This window comes from Propionivibrio sp. (genome assembly GCF_016790145.1).
Lineage (GTDB): Bacteria > Pseudomonadota > Gammaproteobacteria > Burkholderiales > Rhodocyclaceae > Propionivibrio.
In genome coordinates, this window is the sequence record NZ_JAEUOI010000237.1 from 1 (window position 1) to 17649 (window position 17649).

20 protein-coding genes are annotated in these 17649 nt (G+C 59.5%); 12 read left to right on the plus strand and 8 right to left on the minus strand.

Annotated features, from left to right (window positions below; genetic code table 11):
• The 10 genes from JNM42_RS19150 to JNM42_RS19195 all read left to right on the plus strand — a co-directional run.
• The coding region (locus JNM42_RS19150; RefSeq protein ID WP_294274148.1) for a hypothetical protein at window positions 1-376 on the plus strand (376 nt) is incomplete at its 5' end.
• A 317-nt stretch (window positions 377-693) separates the two neighbouring features.
• Window positions 694-1926: a cation:proton antiporter gene (locus JNM42_RS19155; protein WP_294274150.1), complete on the plus strand. Its 1233-nt coding sequence runs from the start codon at window positions 694-696 to the stop codon at window positions 1924-1926.
• Window positions 1927-2008: 82 nt separating this feature from the next.
• Window positions 2009-2416 carry a type II toxin-antitoxin system HicB family antitoxin gene (locus JNM42_RS19160; protein ID WP_294274153.1) on the plus strand — a complete coding sequence of 136 codons (408 nt, stop codon included), beginning with the start codon at window positions 2009-2011 and terminating at the stop codon, window positions 2414-2416.
• 88 nt (window positions 2417-2504) lie between these two features.
• On the plus strand, window positions 2505-2633 hold the full coding sequence (locus tag JNM42_RS19165) for a hypothetical protein (RefSeq protein WP_294274155.1): 129 nt from the start codon (window positions 2505-2507) through the stop codon (window positions 2631-2633).
• Window positions 2634-2727: 94 nt separating this feature from the next.
• Window positions 2728-3012 (plus strand): hypothetical protein, encoded by a 285-nt coding sequence (locus JNM42_RS19170; protein ID WP_294274161.1) that lies wholly within the window; start codon window positions 2728-2730, stop codon window positions 3010-3012.
• Window positions 3013-3281: 269 nt separating this feature from the next.
• Window positions 3282-4214 (plus strand): peptidylprolyl isomerase, encoded by a 933-nt coding sequence (locus JNM42_RS19175; RefSeq protein ID WP_294274163.1) that lies wholly within the window; start codon window positions 3282-3284, stop codon window positions 4212-4214.
• Between the two features lie 250 nt (window positions 4215-4464).
• Window positions 4465-4596: a cbb3-type cytochrome c oxidase subunit 3 gene (locus JNM42_RS19180; RefSeq protein WP_294274166.1), complete on the plus strand. Its 132-nt coding sequence runs from the start codon at window positions 4465-4467 to the stop codon at window positions 4594-4596.
• A 16-nt stretch (window positions 4597-4612) separates the two neighbouring features.
• The gene (locus tag JNM42_RS19185; RefSeq protein WP_294274169.1) at window positions 4613-5038 is read left to right on the plus strand and encodes a DUF3302 domain-containing protein; all 426 of its coding nucleotides are present in this window, start codon (window positions 4613-4615) and stop codon (window positions 5036-5038) included.
• Complete coding sequence (locus JNM42_RS19190; RefSeq protein WP_294274171.1) at window positions 5035-6189, plus strand: efflux RND transporter periplasmic adaptor subunit; 1155 nt, start codon at window positions 5035-5037, stop codon at window positions 6187-6189. The genes JNM42_RS19185 and JNM42_RS19190 overlap by 4 nt, the downstream gene beginning before the upstream one ends.
• Window positions 6156-7622, plus strand: coding sequence for a TolC family protein (locus tag JNM42_RS19195; RefSeq protein ID WP_294274174.1), 1467 nt, complete (start codon window positions 6156-6158; stop codon window positions 7620-7622). Before JNM42_RS19190 ends, JNM42_RS19195 begins: the two co-directional genes overlap by 34 nt.
• Before the next feature lie 126 nt (window positions 7623-7748).
• On the opposite strand, the gene JNM42_RS19200 is transcribed toward JNM42_RS19195, so the two are convergent.
• On the minus strand, window positions 7749-8333 hold the full coding sequence (locus tag JNM42_RS19200; RefSeq protein ID WP_294274177.1) for a hypothetical protein: 585 nt from the start codon (window positions 8331-8333) through the stop codon (window positions 7749-7751).
• Between the two features lie 359 nt (window positions 8334-8692).
• Between JNM42_RS19200 and JNM42_RS19205 the strand changes: the two genes are divergently transcribed.
• The gene (locus tag JNM42_RS19205; RefSeq protein WP_294274180.1) at window positions 8693-9034 is read left to right on the plus strand and encodes a hypothetical protein; all 342 of its coding nucleotides are present in this window, start codon (window positions 8693-8695) and stop codon (window positions 9032-9034) included.
• Between the two features lie 213 nt (window positions 9035-9247).
• Here JNM42_RS19205 and JNM42_RS19210 read toward each other — a convergent pair whose 3' ends face one another.
• From JNM42_RS19210 to JNM42_RS19240, 7 genes are all read right to left on the minus strand, one after another.
• Entirely contained in the window at window positions 9248-9796 is a 549-nt protein-coding gene (locus JNM42_RS19210; protein WP_294274184.1) for a hypothetical protein, read from the minus strand.
• 315 nt (window positions 9797-10111) lie between these two features.
• Complete coding sequence (locus JNM42_RS19215; protein WP_294274186.1) at window positions 10112-11161, minus strand: phospholipase D-like domain-containing protein; 1050 nt, start codon at window positions 11159-11161, stop codon at window positions 10112-10114.
• A 152-nt stretch (window positions 11162-11313) separates the two neighbouring features.
• Window positions 11314-12144 (minus strand): DUF3313 domain-containing protein, encoded by an 831-nt coding sequence (locus tag JNM42_RS19220; RefSeq protein ID WP_294274188.1) that lies wholly within the window; start codon window positions 12142-12144, stop codon window positions 11314-11316.
• A gap of 106 nt (window positions 12145-12250) precedes the next feature.
• The gene (locus tag JNM42_RS19225; protein WP_294274190.1) at window positions 12251-12502 is read right to left on the minus strand and encodes a hypothetical protein; all 252 of its coding nucleotides are present in this window, start codon (window positions 12500-12502) and stop codon (window positions 12251-12253) included.
• A 321-nt stretch (window positions 12503-12823) separates the two neighbouring features.
• Window positions 12824-13156: a hypothetical protein gene (locus tag JNM42_RS19230; protein WP_294274193.1), complete on the minus strand. Its 333-nt coding sequence runs from the start codon at window positions 13154-13156 to the stop codon at window positions 12824-12826.
• A gap of 194 nt (window positions 13157-13350) precedes the next feature.
• Window positions 13351-13557 carry a hypothetical protein gene (locus tag JNM42_RS19235; protein WP_294274195.1) on the minus strand — a complete coding sequence of 69 codons (207 nt, stop codon included), beginning with the start codon at window positions 13555-13557 and terminating at the stop codon, window positions 13351-13353.
• An 80-nt stretch (window positions 13558-13637) separates the two neighbouring features.
• A complete protein-coding gene (locus JNM42_RS19240) occupies window positions 13638-16109 on the minus strand; it encodes an arylsulfatase (RefSeq protein ID WP_294274198.1) in 2472 nt (823 codons plus the stop codon).
• Between the two features lie 237 nt (window positions 16110-16346).
• Between JNM42_RS19240 and JNM42_RS19245 the strand changes: the two genes are divergently transcribed.
• Entirely contained in the window at window positions 16347-17345 is a 999-nt protein-coding gene (locus JNM42_RS19245; RefSeq protein ID WP_294274202.1) for an AraC family transcriptional regulator, read from the plus strand.
• Window positions 17346-17649: the final 304 nt, after the last annotated feature.

Consider the following 17649-nt stretch of genomic DNA (forward strand, 5'->3'; position numbering starts at 1 on the left):
GAGCAGCGCGAGTTTGGGCAACAACCATCTCGCCGATGTCAACGGCAATGTCTACCGCAACAGCGGCAGCGGCTGGCAGCAGCACTCGGCCAGCGGCTGGGGCAGTGCATCGGGCGACACCTCGTGGGCCGACCGCGAGTCGCAGGCGCACAGCTTCGGCGCCGACCGCTCGGGCGGGTTCTTCAGCCAGTTGGGCGGCGGCGGCCTGTTCGGCGGCGGCGGTGACCGTTTCGGCAGCAGTGGCTTCGGCGACCGTTTCGGAGGCGGTGGCTTCGGCGGCGGCGACCGTTTCGGCGGTGGTGGCTTCGGTGGCCGTTTCGGTGGTGGTGGTTTTGGCGGCGGCGGGTTCAGGGGCGGTGGTGGCTTCCGCCGCTGAAACCCACTCGGCACGCTCAGCATGGCCAGGTATAAACCGGACAGGCAAGTTATTTCAGGGAAAATTTGTTCTAACAGTCCTCAGTGGCCCGAGGCCAGGCTTCGCGCTCAATCCGGCGAACGCCGGAATCCAGATTCGTAATCTGATCAAAATGTTAAAAGAACAGTTTGATAATCGAACTGGATTCCGGTTCAAGCCTGAAATGACGGCGAAGGCTGCCATGACCACGGCAATCCAGTTAGCGCAAGACAAAATTAACCGTGTCGCAGCGGGTTGTAGTTCATGTTCCAGATGTAAATCGTCTCAGAAAGACCGGCATGTCGTTCCTCGAATACCTGCACAATGCGCTTGCAGTTCTGCCGACCCTGGCCAAGTTTGCGCTGTGCATGATGTTGATCGTCATCATTCCGCGCCTGTCGCGCCGTGTCGGCCTGCCCGAGGCGGTCGGATTGCTGCTGAGCGGCGTACTGTTCGGGCAGCATGTGCTCGATATCTTTCCTCCGCAGCATCCAATTCTGCAATTCTTTGCGGAGGTGGGCATGCTGCTACTGATGTTCTTCGCGGGGCTCGAAATCGACCTCAGGCTATTTCGGGAAAATATCTACCGCTCGCTCAGCTTCGGGTTGGTCGCGACCACGCTTCCTCTGCTGCTGGGAACGCTGGTGACGTTCTGGCTCGGCTACGGGCTGCTGCCGGCCATCGTCGCCGGATCGCTGGTCGCTTCGTACACCATGCTTGGCTCGACCATCGTCGCCCGGCTGGGGGCAAGAAATCTCGAACCGATGGTTGTGATGAACGGCGCGACGATGGTTTCCGATACCCTCTCCCTGCTTGTTTTCGCGGTCTGTGTGCGCCTGTACGCCGGCGACTTTTCTGTATCGGGGATCGCCATCCAGGTCATCGAGATCATCGTTTTCGTCCCGCTCGTACTGCTTGGCCTGGGGCGTGCCGGAGCCTGGCTGTTGCAGCGTGCGGAGAACGAGGAAGAGACCTACTTCATCCTGATGTTCGGCATTCTCGCGGTGACGGCGCTGCTGGCGGAGTGGATCAGGCTACCGGGGATCGTCGGCACCTTCCTCGCCGGCCTGGCGGTGAACGCCTCAGTCAAGGACAAACCGGCCAAAGGCAAGCTGGCGTTCATCGGCAACACCCTGTTCATCCCGATCTTCTTCATCGTGACCGGTTTCCTGATCGACCCGATGGCTCTGGCCCGCAGCATCAGCCAGGACTTTTACCTGGCGGCGGGAATCATCGGCGCCCTGCTGCTCGGCAAATGGATCGCGGCGGAATCCTGTGGCCGCGCCTTCGGCTTTACCCCGGCGGCGCGCAGGACGATGTGGTCGCTGACGCTGCCGCAGGTGGCGGCGACGTTGGCGGCCACACTGGTCGCGTTCAAGACCTTCAATGCCGCCGGCCAGCCGCTGCTCGACGAGCGCATGCTCAACGCGGTGCTCATCGTGGTGCTGGTGACGGCGATCCTCGGGCCGATCCTGACGCAGCGCTTTGCGCCGCAGATGCTACGGGATTCGGCAAGTCGCAAGCTAAAATGACGGTCCCGGCTCACAGGCCAATCAAGCCGGTTTACATCAGGCAGTTCCTGAAGTTGGTGGATAGCATCAAGGAGGTTCAAAAATGAGTCAAATCAGGAAAATCGGCAAGATCGAGCCTGCCGATCCGTTCGCGGCCTATGCCCATATCATCAGTCCTTTACCGGAGGATGAGGGCGGGGGATTTTTGATTACCTTTCCGGACTTGCCGGGCTGCATGTCTGATGGCGAGACGGAAGAAGAGGCGATTGCCAATGGCCGCGATGCCTTTGCTTCCTGGGTCTCCGCTCGCCACGACGCCGGGAAAGCAGTTTCACCGCCGAGTTATCGTCCGGAATCCATTCCGGCGGTTTCCGGACGTTTTGTTACCCGCCTGCCAAAATCAACGCATGCAAAGTTAAGCGAGCGTGCCAGAGCGGAAGGTGTGAGCCTCAATGCACTCGTGCTGGCAATGATTGCCGAGGGACTGGGTAGGCGGGAAACACAGGTGTAACATCGTCTTGACGCTCCGCCATGCCGATAGGCTTATAGATTGAAAAGAATTGCACTATTTTTCGGAATCCAAAATGAAAGGAAGTAACATGAAATCACACTTGGCCCTGGCCGCCGTAACCGCATGCCTCGCTTCGTCACCACTTGCAGCCGCAGAATTTTCCTGTGCTCCGCTGCAGGCGGCGCTTTATACCGCCAAGGCACCGGTCGCCGGCTAATAGCACGAGCGGAGTGCATCAACAGCGGAATGATACGCCGCAAAACCCGGCCAATCCCGGCCGATCATTTTTTCTTTATCAAGGAGTCATGAGCATGTCGAAAAGAGACGAGTACATTGCGAAAATCAAGCTTCAACTCGACGAGTTGAATGCAAGCATAGGCGCCGCAGAAGCCAAAGTGAACGCTGCGAAGGCCGATGTGCGGGATAAATACAGGGCAGAAGTCAGCAAGCTGCAACAGCAATACAGACAGGCTGTCAGCAAGCTGGATGAACTGAAGGCGGCCGGCGAAGATACCTGGGAAAGCATGGTTGCCGAAGTTGAGAAAGTGCGCGACGCCTTGAAGCACTCGTACAATTACTTCAAATCCCAGCTCTGAACGGGAGTCCTTGCCCGAGTGCCGGAAGACCTTCAACAAGTCGTCGCACCGGCGCAAGCCGGTGCCCAATGCCTTTCTGGATTCCGGCTTCCGCCGGAATGACGATTTGAGACTTGATCCGTCGCTCACTGGAAGGGGTTTTCACTCCGGCGTTTCCTGGTGCTCTGGTGGTTTCTTGCAATCGGGCATCCGCTCATCATTAACTGTTTGAACCGCCAGCACTGATGTCGGCGGACTTATTTTTCAGTTTTTCTACCCAAGGAACTTAAATGACATTGATCAAATCCCGAATCCTGCTGGCCAGCGCCGCTTCTTTGCTGCTCCTCGGCGCCTGCAACTCCGAGCAGAATGCCAAGCCCACGGCTGCTGCCGCTGCCCCGGCGGTGAAAGAGACCGCCGAGGCCACCGTAAACGGTTTTGTAATCAGCAAGAACCGCGTCGACATGATTGCCAAACAGGGCGCCAGCGCCGGCCAGCCGGAGACCCCGGAATCGAGAAAAACCATCATCGACAAGCTGGCCATGCAAACGGTGGTCGCTCAGGAGGCAATCAAGAAGGGGCTGGACAAATTGCCCGAGGTCAATGAGCAAATCGAAGTGATCCGGCAATCCATTCTGGCCAACGCCTATGTTCAGGATTTCATCAAGAACAATCCGGTCAGCGACGACGCGCTGAAAGCCGAATACGAGCGCATCAAGGCCACCATCACCGGCAGCGAGTACAAGGCGCGCCATATCCTGGTCGAGAAGGAATCCGAAGCCAAAGACATTATTGCCAGACTGAAAAAAGACGCTGGTTCTTTTGCGAAATTGGCCATGGAAAAATCGAAGGATGCGGCGTCCAAGGTCAGGGGCGGCGATCTGGGATGGTTTGATCTGAACGGGATGGTGCCTGAATTCGGCGGCGCCGTCAGCAAGCTGGAAAAGGGACAGTTCACCCAGGAACCGGTCAAGACGCAGTACGGCTACCACGTCATCCTGCTGGATGACTCCAGGCCGATTGAGGCGCCCCCTTTGGAAGAAGTCAAACCGCAACTGTCGCAACAGCTTCAGCAGCAGAACCTGAAGAAGCAACTCGACGATCTCAAGGCCAAAGCCAAAATCGAGATTGCGGGGGCGCCGGCGCCCGCTGCACCTGCCGCACCCGCTACACCCGCTACACCCGCTGCACCTGCTACACCCGCTGCACCCGCTACGAAGTAAATTTTTAATCTGCAGTTGAGCACGACAGCCGCAACACCAGGTTTGCTGAGGGTTTGGCCCTCACCCCATCCCTCTCCCGCAGGGCGAGGGGGTTTGCACCCTTCTCCCCGCGGGAGAAAGGCCGGGGATGAGGGCCTACGGTATTGTCCTCTGTCCTCTGGGCGGGAGAAGGGCCAGGGATCAGGGACTACGATATTGGAATTACGCTCAACTGCGCTCTCCAGCTTGATTACAGAAGAGGAGAAGCATCATGGAACTGAGCATTTATCACTGGCTGATCATCGCCGCTTTCATCGGTGTTGTGGTTTGGGCGTTCGGTCGCAAGCGCAAGGCGCGCTTCGAGAAGGACGCCAGGATTCCTTTTGAAAAAGACAAGGACTGAACCAGGAGAGCCAACCATGCAAGCCCTGCTCGGATTCGATATTGACCTCTGGGATTACCTGACGTTTCTCACCCTGGCGCTTTGTGTGGTCGCACTGGGCATCATCTGGCTCTTCCTGGCCGGTCTGCCGGGGCGCATCGCCATCGCGCGCAAGCATCCGGAAGCCGAGGCGGTCAAATACCTCGGTTATGCCGGCCTGCTGCCCACCGTCTACCCGTGGATGCAAGCGCTGATCTGGGCCTTCAAGCCGACCGACATCGTCGATATCCGGCGTTTCCCGCGTGAGGAGGCGATCGAAACCGACAAGGAGATTGCCCGTTTGCGCGGCTTGCCTTCAACGATGCACGCAGCCGTCGCAGAATCCTCGGCAGAGGCCGTAGCGGACAAGCAGGCCATGCGGTCAGAGAAGACCCCGTCCGCTGTTGAAGAGGGCAAGCCATGATCGCCGGACTGGTGATGGTCTTTGGCTATGCCCTGATTGTCTGGGCGGTTTTTTTCAAGTTCAAGTGGCTTAAATTCAGCATTCCCTGGGGCGTCGTTTCCGCCTTTGTCGGGGTGCATCTGCTGATCATTTTCATGATCGGCCTGCGCTTCATGACGCCGCTGGCGACCGATGCACGCATTATCCAGCACACCATCCAGCTCACACCCCGCCTGCCTGAGCCTACGCTGCTGATGGCCGTGCTGGTCGAGCCGAACGTACCGGTCAAGAAGGGGCAGCCGCTGTTCCAGTTCGACCGCCGGATGTTCGAGTACAAGGTAAGGCAACTGGATGCCGAGCTCGCCAAGGCGAAGCAGAACGTGCTGGTGATGAAGACAGATATCGAGGTGGCGACGCAGAAGGTGAGCAAGAACAAGGCGCATCTGGAGTTTGCCCGATACCAGCAGACGCTGTCGGCCAACCTGGCGAAGCAGGGTGCCGGCCCCGAAGAAGACGCACAGAAATGGGCCGCCCAGGTGGCGGCAGACAGTGCTGCGATCAAGGAGGCGCAGGCCGAAGAGCAACGCGCCATCCTGAATTACACCTCCGAGATCAACGGCGTCAATACCAGCGTCGCCAGGACACAGGCCGAACTCGACCAGGCGCGCTTCTACCTTGAGAACACTCTGATGGTGGCCCCCGAAGACGGCTACATCATCAACCTGCAGGCGCGCCCCGGCATGGTCGCCGGCGATGTGCGCTTCGGTGCCATCGCCTCTTTCGTCTGCGATGCAGACCGCTACCTGCTGGCTAACTTCTTCCAGGAGAACCTGAAATACGTGAAGCCGGGGCAGGAAGTGGAAGCGGCGATCGACCTCTACCCAGGGCAGATCTTCACCGGCAAGGTGCTGGCCATCTGGCAGGGCAGCGGCGCCGGGCAAATGCTGCCGAGCGGCACGCTGCCCAACTTCCAGGCCGTGCCGACCGATCGCCCGCAGGGCCAGTTCGCGGTGGCCATAAAGCTCGACGATCCGGATCAGTCGAAGTTCCCGATCGGCACCCAGGGCCGGGCAACGATCTATGCCAATCCTCAAAGCCTGTTTGTCATCCTGCGTAAAATTTCAATCAGGGCGTACACGTGGTTCAACTGGATCTATCCGTTCTCGGGATGATGCGCGCACCGACCGTCGCACTCGCTGCACTCCTGCTCGGCGCCTGTGCGCTGGCGCCAGCGCCGGGCACCGACGAGGTGGTCGGTCAGGCGCTGCCCGCCACAACGAGCATTCCTCCCGCATGGAAGTCCGGCGCCGGCGCCGGCGCCGAGTCCATGGCTCGGGTGGCCGCGGTGGCCGACGACTGGCTGAAGTCGCTGAACGATCCGCCGCTCGAAGCCATCGTCGCCGAGGCCATCGCCAACAACCTCGACCTGCGCCAGGCCGCAGAGCGGGTGCGGATTGCCCAGCAAACGGTGCTCGTCGTCGGCGCGCAACTGCTGCCGCAGGTGGGGGCGACACTCGGCGGGCGAACGCTGCACGACCGCGATCACGATGGAAACAGCAATTCCACAATTGCCTTCGCCAGCGTCGGCTGGGAACTCGATGTCTGGGGAAAGCTACGCGCTCAACGGGCGGCGGCGGAAGCCGGCTATGAAGCAACCGCGCTTGACTATGCGTATGCCCGTCAATCGCTTGCCGCTACCGTCGCCAGAACCTGGTATCTGACCATTGAAATGCGCCAGTTGCTGGCGCTCGCCGAGCAGTCGGTCACCATCTACAGCGAACTGCTCAAGCTGATAAAGATCCGGCGCGCCAGCGGCAGGGACACCGACCTCGATGTGGTCGATATGCAAGCCAATGTCGATACCGCGCTGGCCTCGGTCGAGGCGGCGCGCGAGTCGTACGGCGACATCCGGCGCGCCCTTGAACTGTTGCTCGGGCGCTATCCGGCGGCAGAAATCGAGGTGACGGCGGCCTACCTTCCGCTTCCGGAACCTCCTGCAACGGGGATGCCGGCGGCGCTTCTCGAACGCCGGCCGGACGTCGTTGCCGCCGAACGGGCCGTGCTCGCGTCCTTCCGCACACTGGAGGCGGCAAAGCTGGCGCTGCTGCCCGACTTGTCGTTCTCTCTGCTCGGTGGTCGTCTGGGCAGCCCGCTGCTCTCGCTGCTGCGCCTGAATCCATGGTTGTACACGGCGGCCATCGGTGTTTCCATTCCGATTTACGAAGGCGGTGCCTTGCAAGCCCAGATCCAGATTGCCACTGCGCAACAGGCGCAGATGGTTGCCCGCTATGGACAGACCCTTTTGCAAGCCTTCCGTGAGGTCGAGACGGCGCTCGCCAACGAGCAGTTGCTGACAAAACGCGTTGCGCAGGACGAAAGCGCGTTAATCAACCGGACCGACGCCGTGCGCATTGCAACCACGCAATACCTGGCCGGCAGCAGGGATCTGCTGTGGGTATCCAATCTCCAGACGAACCAGATACGTACCGAGGCGGAGCTGATCAAAGTGCGCGGTCTTCGGCACCTGAACCGCATCGCGCTGCTCCTGGCGCTCGGCGGGAGCTTCGACACGGTGCTGGCGGCGACGATGCCGCAAATCGACTGAGATACTGTGGAGATTTATGCTGGACGCGATTGAGCTCGACTCAGGCCACGGCATTTCAATGAGTTAGCGCTAGAACAAATTTACCCTGCGACTCAGGCAGTCCGTCATGACTGAGGCCACAGAGCATTACGGAGAGTTCTTGCGATCATCCAGCGGCTTGTGGCGTCGAGCCAGAATGTCCGCACGCAGCGTGTTGTAACGCGACACGAAGTCGACCAGCACGCTGGCCGTCCAGGCGAAAGTGAAGATACCGGAGATGGCGATGATCGGCGGCAACATGCGCCACGCATGCGGCAGCGAGAACGGCTCGCCCAGCGCCGTGTAACAATTGGCTGCAAAATAGGCCGCCCTTGCCCAGCCATCGACGATACCACCGGCAACCAAAGCCGACGACCAGAGAAACACCTCGGCCAGATGCACTGCGAGCAACGCCAATACGGTCATGGCGAATACCACGTCGGCCCGCCACAGCGCGGGGCGTGACTGGATGACGATGAACCGCTTGAGCACCGCGCTGGAAATTGAGCGCATCCACACGGCGTGGAACATGATGACCAGAAGCAGCATCGCGCCACCAAATGCCAGGTCGGGTACTGGTAGTGCCTGCGCCAACACGCTCTCACCCAAGTCGGCCTGCAGGCTGGACAGCTTGGCCTTCGCCGTCGATTCAGCCTGCGGTAGCGCGTCAGGTGTATGGGTTGTCTCGGTCACGATGGTAGTTCGAAATCAAAGAATCAAAGGGGCTCGACTTCCCAGCGTTGATGATCACATACAAACCGTTTATCGACGCAGGGTCGGAGAAATCTGCATGCTGCTTGTCTGTGGATACATGAACGGGGCGACATCTTTCTGGATCAGACAATCCAGTCCAGCGCAGTACAGCATAATCCTTAAATCGCAGTGTATTGCTGCGGCCAGTGCTGTCAAGCTATCAGCGTAAGGAGTGCCTGAAAAATGGTGATAGACTCATCAAGCATGACGAGTGCAGCCGCATCACGGACTTGATGTCCAGGCTGCGGTGCCTGGATCAAGCGGTATTTTCAATAGCCATGTTTAGAGGAGGACGGACAATGAAGAAGACTTCAACCTGCCACTTTGTGAGTGCCACCATCTGCAGCCTGCTGTTTTGTCTGCTTTCATCCTTTGCCGTGGCGCAGTCGGAAATTTTCCCGGATGATTCCATCAAGCCTGACCCGGCTCTCTCGCCGGATGAGACCAATCCGCCGCCCGTCCGTTCGCTGGACTACACCCGGCCTGACAAGGCTCTCTCGCCTGATCAAACCGATCCGCCGCCCGTCCGTTCACTGGGCTACACCCGGCCTGACAAGGCGCTATCACCGGATGAGACCGATCCGCCGCCCGTTCGCTCGCTGGACTACACCAAGCCTGACCCGGCCCTCTCGCCGGATTGAGGCTGGACAAAATTACCCTGGAAACCGCAGTCAAGCGTGACAGCCGAATCATCAGGTTTGGCAAGTGTTTGGCCCTCACCCCAACCCTCCCGCGGGGAGAGGGGCCGGGGTTGAGGGCTTACGATATTGGCATCACGCTGAACTGCGGATTTAAGGATTGCTTGCTGCTTTGAGCGGGCTTGGGCTATCGGGAGCTGCTGCCGGTTCTGCGGCTCACCGACTGGCGTAAAGCGTCAGTTCGGCAAGAACCATCAAGGCCAGCGCCGCGCCCAGTGTCAACCAGGAAAGTGTGGCTTCGCCCGTCCACAGTACCAGGGCGATGCCGGAGAAATTGACATAGAGCGCAAATTCGGTGGCGAAGCGCTGGCCGTTCATCGAGACCAATTGCGGCACCAGCAAACCAGCCAGCCAGTGCGCCAATGGGGTCGCGAGCGAGACGGCGAGAATCAACTCGGTTTTCCACAGCGAAATATCCTGCGGACGGTGCAGAACGCCATCGCTCACCCAGATGTTTGCATTGTGCAAATAGCCGATCACGGTCAGGACCACCAAAACAATCCAGATCGCCAGACGATCGGAGGTTTCAAGCGTTGCCAGGAACCGGCAACCCGGAACGCTTGTCACCAGGCTGAGCAGCATGATGCCGGCAGCGCCCGCTATGAGCAAAAAATACAGCGGAACAAACCTGTCAAGCCAGTGCACGGCCAGAATGACCAGCAAAAATGCAAGCATCCGTGCGATGACTATGGGGTATGACTTCAAGGGAAATTTCGCCGAAGAAAGTGCATGTTCGATGCCAATTAATGAATCAGCGGAAGGCTAGGGAAACGATGAATAAGCCGTCACACCGGCGCATCCCAGGAGGTTTGAGCCATAGGCCCTTTCACCTTCAGGGCAGAAGCCGGTGTCCAGTGCCTCGACTTTTCTGGCTCTGCATTCCCTGCGGTCAGATTCCGGCTTTTGCCGGAATGACGATTTGACACTTGTTCAGCGGCTCCCTAGGCAGTGAATCTGTGCAGGCTGACGCAGCATGTCCTGCGACCCGTTCATCCTCTACCCCAATGGCAAAAGTGCAGGTCAGTTCCCGTTATGCCCTTTATGGCCGTTATGGCCGTGATTGGCGTGGTGTCCGTGATTCTCCTTGCCGGTATCAAGGGCCAGAATCTCGGCCACCTCGGCCTCGTCCTTTTCGAATTCTGCGAGCAGTCCTTCATCCGAGAGATCCAGCGGGTGGGAATGCGTCCAGTCGTGTTCGGCAATCTGCTCGGCGCGCTTGACGACTGCTTCGTCGTGGACTTCGATGGCCAGTTCGCGCCGGGTGTCGAAGCTTCCGGGAGCGAGATTGATCGAACCGATAATGCAATGCTTGCCGTCGGCCAGCATCATCTTGGCGTGTAGTTTGAGCCCCCTTAGCTTGTGCACCTTGGCACCCAGATCCTGCAGGATGCGAAGTCCCTCGATGCCCTCGACCAGTTTCCCCTTCTTGAGGGTGTGGGCGGGGCGCGCCAGCACCCTTATCTTGACACCGCGACGTGTGGCACGCACCAGATGCTCGATGATGACTTCGTCCTGGTAGCGCTCATTTTCGAGGAACAGGGTTTCCTGCGCCGAGTCGATGAAGCGCGCCACCCGGTTGCGCCCGTTGATGTTGCACCAGACCAGGTGCGAGTTCTCGCCCGGATTGAAGGGCTGGCGGTTCCAGTCGGCTTCGAAGCACTCGATGATCTCGTCGACCTCGTGCCGGTGCGAGGTCACCACGGCGTAATCGCGGGTCACGGTCAGGTTTTTGGTTTCCCAGTTGAGCGACTGGATAAAGGCGGTCTCGTCGTCGACCACCAGGGATTTTTCGTGGGTGATGTCGAAATCCGGATTGCTGTCGATCACTTCGACACCGGCTGCCAGCAGAGTCGCGCGCGGCGCCTCGTTTTCGACTTCGCCGCTGCGTCGCGCCGGGTTGAGCATCACCCGCACCTTGACGCCGCGCTGCTGGGCGGCGATCACCGCCGCCAACAGCGTCGGATCCGAGAACAGAAAGATCTTGATGCGTAGCGACTTTTTCGCAGCGGCGATGGCATCGACGAAGGGCTGGACGGTGTCGTCGGGCAGGACAATCAGCGAACGGTGCATAAGACATTACTCCGAGAAATGTAGTTACTGAGTCGGACATCCTCTCGACCAGCAAAGGCCCCGCGACCGATGCCGGCGCGGCGGGAGGCCTGACCGGCAACGATGATCGCGTACCGGCGGTGGTGCGCAATCATGTGCTGGACAGCAGGCGCTTACTGTGCCGGTGGTGTGACGCCGCGCAATTCGGCAAAGCGCTTGGCAACAAGCAAGGACCATTTGTCGAAGGCATTCTTGGCATACGACCAGGCCTGGAACGAATTCAGGTAACCCCCGGCCCAGGTCTGTGCTGCGCCGACAGCGCCGGCATTGACGTCGGCGGCGTACTTGCGGCCGATCTGGGTATCCCTGCACTCGCCGAGGATCGCGCCCGTTGCGCCATCGCGGAACTGCATCTCCATGCCGGTTTCACCCATGTACGGGGTGGAACCCGCCGGGCGGCCGGTGGCAACGCCCGAACCCGCTTCGGCGATGAAGGCGTAAGGAATCAGCGTGCCGGCAAGGCTGTCGGTGACTTTGGTCGGCACCAGATCAGTCAGCGCGATACGGATGACCACCACACCGGGACCCGCTTTGTCCACGATCTTCATCTGCGGCTTCAGCGCCTTGTCCAGCGCGTTGTGGAAGTAGTCGGTAAGGGTTTTGAGGTCGCTGGGGTCGATCATCTGTTCAGCGTCCTTGTCTTTGGACGGCGCCAGCGAGACAACGATGCGCGAGACCAGCACCTTGTCGAAGCTTTTGGCATCGAGGTTGGGCGAGCGCCAGCACTCGATCCCGTCTCCCCACGGCGTCGGTTTCAAGCGCGCGTAGTCGGACAGGAAACCGCTTTGCGTCAGACGAGCCTTGTCGGTAGCGGTAATGTTCGTGCCGCTGCCCATCACGGCGCTGTCGCCCGCGCAGCCGGTGAGGAAGGCGCAGCCGGCAAGGGCGGCTACAGGGAGCAGGCGAGCCGCTCCGCTTCGTTCAACAATTCGTGGTGTATTCATCATTGCTCCTTGAAAGGGTTTGTTTATATCAAAATTATCACGCTCATGCTACATGGGCATCCGGGCTGGTGTGGGCAAACCCGGACGTGTGAGGAAACCGAAGTGATTAGCGGCACACCCGCACACCATTGACATAGCGGCAGGCGTGGGCCGGGGCAACCACCACCGGCTTCGGTGCCGGGGCAACCACCACGGCCTTCGGTGGTACCGCTGCCACTGGCTTGCGAACCGCTACAGCGCCGTTGGGCCCAGCGCATCCGGCACGCCGGACGCCCTCGGCACACGTAACTGCACTAGCATTCGTAACGGTAACCATCATGAAGAGTGCAGCGCTGAGGGACATGGCAATCGTTTTCATTTTGTTTCTCCGGTGTTATCCGTTCGCAAGGGAATAAAGCGAAGGATCGAATCATTTATTGCGGCCTATTCGGGTTTGATGTGATGGCGGTTTAGAGCAAGGGATTGTCAATATCGTGGTCTTTGGCACGCATGATAACAAAGCGCTTCAGAAAGTTGGGAAAGTAATCAGAGAGGCTCACTTCCTGTTGAAGCCCTCCAAAACAAGCCGAGCAGCGCACCGCCAAAGATGCTGCCAAAAGTGATCGACGCTATTGTCAGTGCACTCACTGTACGCTCTCCATCAGAACGATTTACCAGGGCCAGGCCAGGTCGACCAGGCTCACCTGTTCTTCACCCTTGCCCCTTGTTCGTAGCGCCACGTCCACACCAGCAACAGCGCAACGCCGGCGTGCAGCACAACGGCCGGCCACAACAGCACCCCGCCCAGGTGCACGAGCATACCCAGGTAAGCAAGGTACAAGGCGATCAGCAGATTGTAGATCAGCATCGCCCGCAAGGTCGGCGAGAAGTCGCACCAGCCGTTCTTCCGACTCGGCCAGCAGGCCAGCCCGAGAGCAAGCAAGGCGAAGCCAAAACATCGGCCAAGCGTAATCCTGGTACCGGAAAGGTCTGTACCCAGCAGCAAAGTAACGACGAGCACCGGATCGAGCATCAGGGCGAGTCCGGTGCCAACCTCTACAATTGCAGCAAAGGCAAGTATCTTAGAGGATGTGATGAGACTCTCGATGCCCACGGGATCAGGGGATCATCCCGCATTCAAACAGCTTGTTGGACTTCGGTCCGGCAACCCGGTTGAGGAAATCCATGCGTGCCCGCGAATCGTTGCACAGTAATCCAACCGCCCGTTTATCCTGAGGCGATATTGGCCGGCCCTTCTCTGCCCACAACTGCCCACAGTTCGAGCCCTGGTGCTTGGGCAATGACCTTGTTGGCCACCGTGTCGAGGATCGCACCCGGGCTGGTAGCAAGACCGATTGCGCCCAGTGCGCAATCGATCGCCAGGATTTGCTTGTCAATGATTTGCTCCCCAATCGAAAGCCGCCAGGAAATCACCAGCCGACTTCTGCTCCCACCCCGCGGCCCGGCATTTGGGATCCGAGGGGAAGAGCCCTCGATCCAGGTACCAAGCCTCGTTAGTCATTCGCCCTTGCTGCGGCTGATGCAGTCTTGGCCTGGTCGGCCGGCATCAGTTGAGGCGGTCCGAGTTTGACCGTCAACTTCTCGATCATGCCATTGAACGGGAACGGCGGCTTGTAGTCCTTGTCGTTGACTCCGGTACGCAAGTCGATGCCGACATCGAAGGTTTCGTCGGCCACCTGCAGGAAGGCGATCGAGTTGGCCTGCTTGCCGGTGGCGACGGCCTTGCCGTCCACTTTCAGCACGCCGCTGCCGCCCTTGGCGATGCCGGGGCCGTCGTACGTGTACTCGAAGACGATGTTGTGCTTGCCCGGCGTCAACGCTTCCTGCCCGACCCATTGGTACTGGGCCAGGATCAGCATGTTGTAGTTGAACACCGGCTTGCCGTTCAGCAGGTACAGGCCCCATCCCCCCCAGCGCCCGCCCGCGGTGGCAAGCATGCCGTTACCGCCGCCTTGGGGCACGACCACGTCGGCCCATACCGAGTAGGAGCGGGCCAGGATGTTCGGCGCGTTGGCCATCGGGATGCCAGGGTTCACACCGCTGTAGCTGAACACCGTCTTGCCGGCTGTGGCGCTGGGCCTCGGCGCGAGGGCACGTGCGAAGGTGTCGTTGTTCAGCGGCAGAACCTGGTACTTGGCGGCTTCCTGGTCGAACAACGCCTGCATCTGCTTGAGCTTCTCCGGCATCTTTGCGGCCAGGTCATCGGCCTGCGAATAGTCCTCGGTAATGTTGTAAAGCTCCCACTTGTAGTCCTTCGGCGCAGGCAATGGCGCGTTCAGGATCCACGGCCCGTGCGGCGGCGTCGTGTTGGCGTACCAGCCGTCATGGTAGATGCCGCGGTTGGCGATCATCTCGAAGTACTGTGTCTTGCGTGTCGAGCCCGCTGTGGCATTGGCCTTGTCGAAGGTGTAGGCCATGCTCACGCCTTCCATCGGCTTTTGCTTGATGCCGTCGACCATGTCCGGCGCCTTGACGCCGGTCGCTTCCAGGATGGTCGGCACGATGTCGATGACATGGTGAAACTGCGTGCGGATGCCGCCGACATCCTTGATGCGCGCCGGCCACGACATCGCCATGCCCTGGCGTGTGCCGCCGAAGTGCGAGCCGATCTGCTTGGTCCACTTGAAGGGCGTGTCGAAGGCCCAAGACCAGGCAACCGCCATGTGCGGGTAGCTCTGCTCCGAGCCCCAGATGTCATAGAACTTCAGTTGCTCGGCGATCGGAAAATCGAGTATGCCGTTGTACGAGGTGTACTGGTTGGGCGTACCGGAGAGCGTGCCTTCGGGGCTGGTGCCGTTGTCGCCGACGATGTAGATGATCAGCGTATTGTCGAGCTGGCCCATGTCTTCGACCTGCTGGATGACGCGGCCGATCTCGTGGTCGGTGTAGGCGGCGTAGGCGGCAAAAACCTCGGCCTGGCGGGCGAACAGTTTCTTCTGGTCGGCCGAAAGTGTGTCCCACTTCGGCAGGCTGTCAGGCCATTCGGTCAGCTTCGCATTGGCGGGGATGACACCCAGGCGTTTCTGGTTGGCGAAGATCTGGTCCCGCATGGCGTTCCAGCCCATGTCGAACTTGCCCTTGAACTTGGCCACCCATTCGGCCTTGGGCTGGTGCGGGGAGTGCGTGCCGCCGGGCACGTAGTACAGGAAAAACGGTTTGTTGGGCGCGGAAGCTTGTAGCGCCTTCATGTAGCTGATCGCCTCGTCCGCCAGGTCAGTGGTCAGGTTGTAGCCGGGCTTGCCGATCCACGGGAAGATCTGCCGGTTGTTCTGGAACAGGTAGGGCTGCCACTGGTCGGTCTCGCCGCCCATGAAGCCGTAAAAGTAGTCGAAGCCCATACCCGACGGCCATTGGTCGAAGGAACCGGCCACGCTGTACTCGAAGGCCGGCGTGTTGTGGTTCTTGCCGAACCAGGAGGTGGCAAAGCCGTTGTCCTTGAGGACACGGCCGACGGTGGCGTTGTCCTGCCCGATGATCGAGTCATAACCTGGGAAGCCGGTCGACAGCTCGGTGATCACTCCAAAGCCGCCCGAGTGGTGGTTTCGTCCGGTGATCAGCGCCGCCCGCGTGGGCGAGCACAGCGATGTAGAGTGGAACTGCGTGTAGCGCAACCCCGCCTTGGCGATCCGGTCGAGCGCCGGTGTCGGGATGACGCCGCCGAAGGTACCGCTGACGCCATACCCCTGATCGTCGGTCATGATCAGCAGCACGTTCGGCGCGCCCTTGGGCGGCACGATAGTGGGCGGCCACCACGGCTTGGAGTCATTGGCGTTTTCTTTGATCACGCCGCCGAATTTCGGCGGCGGCGCCGGAATCTGATTGCCCTGGATCGTAGTCGTGGCGCTGGGTGCGCCCAGCACGCCGGAGACCTGCTGGGCGCCAACGGGTGCGACGGACATTATGGCAACGAGCAGTAATGCCGCTATTTTCGCGGCAACGCCTGTCTTTCCTGATTCCTGTTTCATCTTTGGCACTCCTTTACAGACACTAAGAAGGTCTTCTATAAATCAACCTTGATTATTTGACACGGCGAATTCTAGTCCGAAGTGCAACAGCGGTATGACTTGAGTCTAGCGTATGAGATGAAAGTTTGATTGACAAAATACGACATTAAGTTAACCATTTGCGACAGCAAAGACAGCATCCTCCACCAATCCACGATGAATTCAAGTTCAGGCCAAGGCCTTCCACCCCAGCGAGGTATGGTTCGTGTGGGTCCGATTTCGGCGATCCCTGATCTTTTGCGCGAATTCGGAGTCGCGCCTGATCGCTTGTTATCGCAATTCGATCTAACCGAGAGGATCTTCGAGAACCCGGATAACACCATCCCATTCCCGATCATGGGCAGTCTGTTCATGGCCTGCGTTCGTGCAACGGCCTGCCTCCATTTCGGTCTGCTGACGGGTCAGCGTAGCGCCGCCTCGGAACTCGGTGCTGCAGGGTTTCTAGTGAATAATGCGCCGGATGTCATGACGGCCCTCAATGATCTGGTGTCGAACTTCGATCTGCAGGATCGTGGTTCAACCCCGTTCCTGGAGGTGTCCGACAAGACCAGCCTGCTCGGCTACGAGATATACCATCGGGGCATCGCCGGTTCGGACCAGATCAGCGATGGTGCTATGGCTATCGGCTGGAATATCATGCGCGCCCTGTGCGGTTCAGAATGGTTGCCGCTTGAAGTTCATTTTCGCCACGATCTGCCTGAAGATGTCGGGGTTTATCAGCGCTTCTTCCAGTCGCCCTTGCGTTTCAACGCGGCCCGCACGGCCCTGGTCTTCCGTTCCACCTGGCTGACCAGGAAAGTGCGTCTGGCCGACCCCCTGTTGCGCCACCACTTTCTGCGGCATGTGTCGGAGATGCGGCGTTATTCAAATGAGGATTTTCGCGACCGTGCCTATCGCGACCTGCTGCTTCTGATCGGCGCCAACCGCTGCTCACTTGAACAACTGTCCAGGCACTTTTCAATGCATCCGCGCACCCTGAACCGTCGTCTGAAGGAGGCGGGTACAAGCTTTCGCGATCTGCACAACGAGGCACGGCATGCTACCGCTTGTCAGTTGTTGCGCGATACCATGAGTAGCATCGAGGCGATTGCCGTACTTCTTGGCTATTCCGGCACCAGCGCGTTCAACCGGGCATTTGCGCACTGGGAGGGCGTACCTCCGGCGACCTGGCGAAAAAGAGCCAGGGCAAGCTGTTGAACTCAGGTACAAATGATGCACTGATCCGTGCATCGGTTTGTGGCAGCAGTTTTCCCGTGTAGTATTGCAGGCATTTGGCTCCCATGGCGGCAAGCAATGGTGTTTCCCCGTCCGCTAGGTCGAGCGTTTTGATTCTTGGCGGTCTGCACACCATACCCGAGCGCTTCTAACCATCATGGCGATTGATTTGCCACCCCGGAACATGAAAAAATGAGGCATCGGAAACCTTCACTGATGTTAGAGGCACCAGGGGTGGTGCTTGGCAGAGTGGTGGCGCGCCGATTCGTTCTTTAACTGCCCATCG

Bases quoted from the DNA above. Each gene is read 5' to 3' on its own strand.
- JNM42_RS19155 (WP_294274150.1), top strand. From the start codon at position 694: ATGTCGTTCCTCGAATACCTGCACAATGCGCTTGCAGTTCTGCCGACC.
- JNM42_RS19160 (WP_294274153.1), top strand. From the start codon at position 2,009: ATGAGTCAAATCAGGAAAATCGGCAAGATCGAGCCTGCCGATCCGTTC.
- JNM42_RS19165 (WP_294274155.1), top strand. From the start codon at position 2,505: ATGAAATCACACTTGGCCCTGGCCGCCGTAACCGCATGCCTCGCTTCG.
- JNM42_RS19170 (WP_294274161.1), top strand. From the start codon at position 2,728: ATGTCGAAAAGAGACGAGTACATTGCGAAAATCAAGCTTCAACTCGAC.
- JNM42_RS19175 (WP_294274163.1), top strand. From the start codon at position 3,282: ATGACATTGATCAAATCCCGAATCCTGCTGGCCAGCGCCGCTTCTTTG.
- JNM42_RS19180 (WP_294274166.1), top strand. From the start codon at position 4,465: ATGGAACTGAGCATTTATCACTGGCTGATCATCGCCGCTTTCATCGGT.
- JNM42_RS19185 (WP_294274169.1), top strand. From the start codon at position 4,613: ATGCAAGCCCTGCTCGGATTCGATATTGACCTCTGGGATTACCTGACG.
- JNM42_RS19190 (WP_294274171.1), top strand. From the start codon at position 5,035: ATGATCGCCGGACTGGTGATGGTCTTTGGCTATGCCCTGATTGTCTGG.
- JNM42_RS19205 (WP_294274180.1), top strand. From the start codon at position 8,693: ATGAAGAAGACTTCAACCTGCCACTTTGTGAGTGCCACCATCTGCAGC.
- JNM42_RS19215 (WP_294274186.1), bottom strand. From the start codon at position 11,161: ATGCACCGTTCGCTGATTGTCCTGCCCGACGACACCGTCCAGCCCTTC.
- JNM42_RS19220 (WP_294274188.1), bottom strand. From the start codon at position 12,144: ATGAATACACCACGAATTGTTGAACGAAGCGGAGCGGCTCGCCTGCTC.
- JNM42_RS19225 (WP_294274190.1), bottom strand. From the start codon at position 12,502: ATGAAAACGATTGCCATGTCCCTCAGCGCTGCACTCTTCATGATGGTT.
- JNM42_RS19230 (WP_294274193.1), bottom strand. From the start codon at position 13,156: ATGCTCGATCCGGTGCTCGTCGTTACTTTGCTGCTGGGTACAGACCTT.
- JNM42_RS19240 (WP_294274198.1), bottom strand. From the start codon at position 16,109: ATGAAACAGGAATCAGGAAAGACAGGCGTTGCCGCGAAAATAGCGGCA.
- JNM42_RS19245 (WP_294274202.1), top strand. From the start codon at position 16,347: ATGGTTCGTGTGGGTCCGATTTCGGCGATCCCTGATCTTTTGCGCGAA.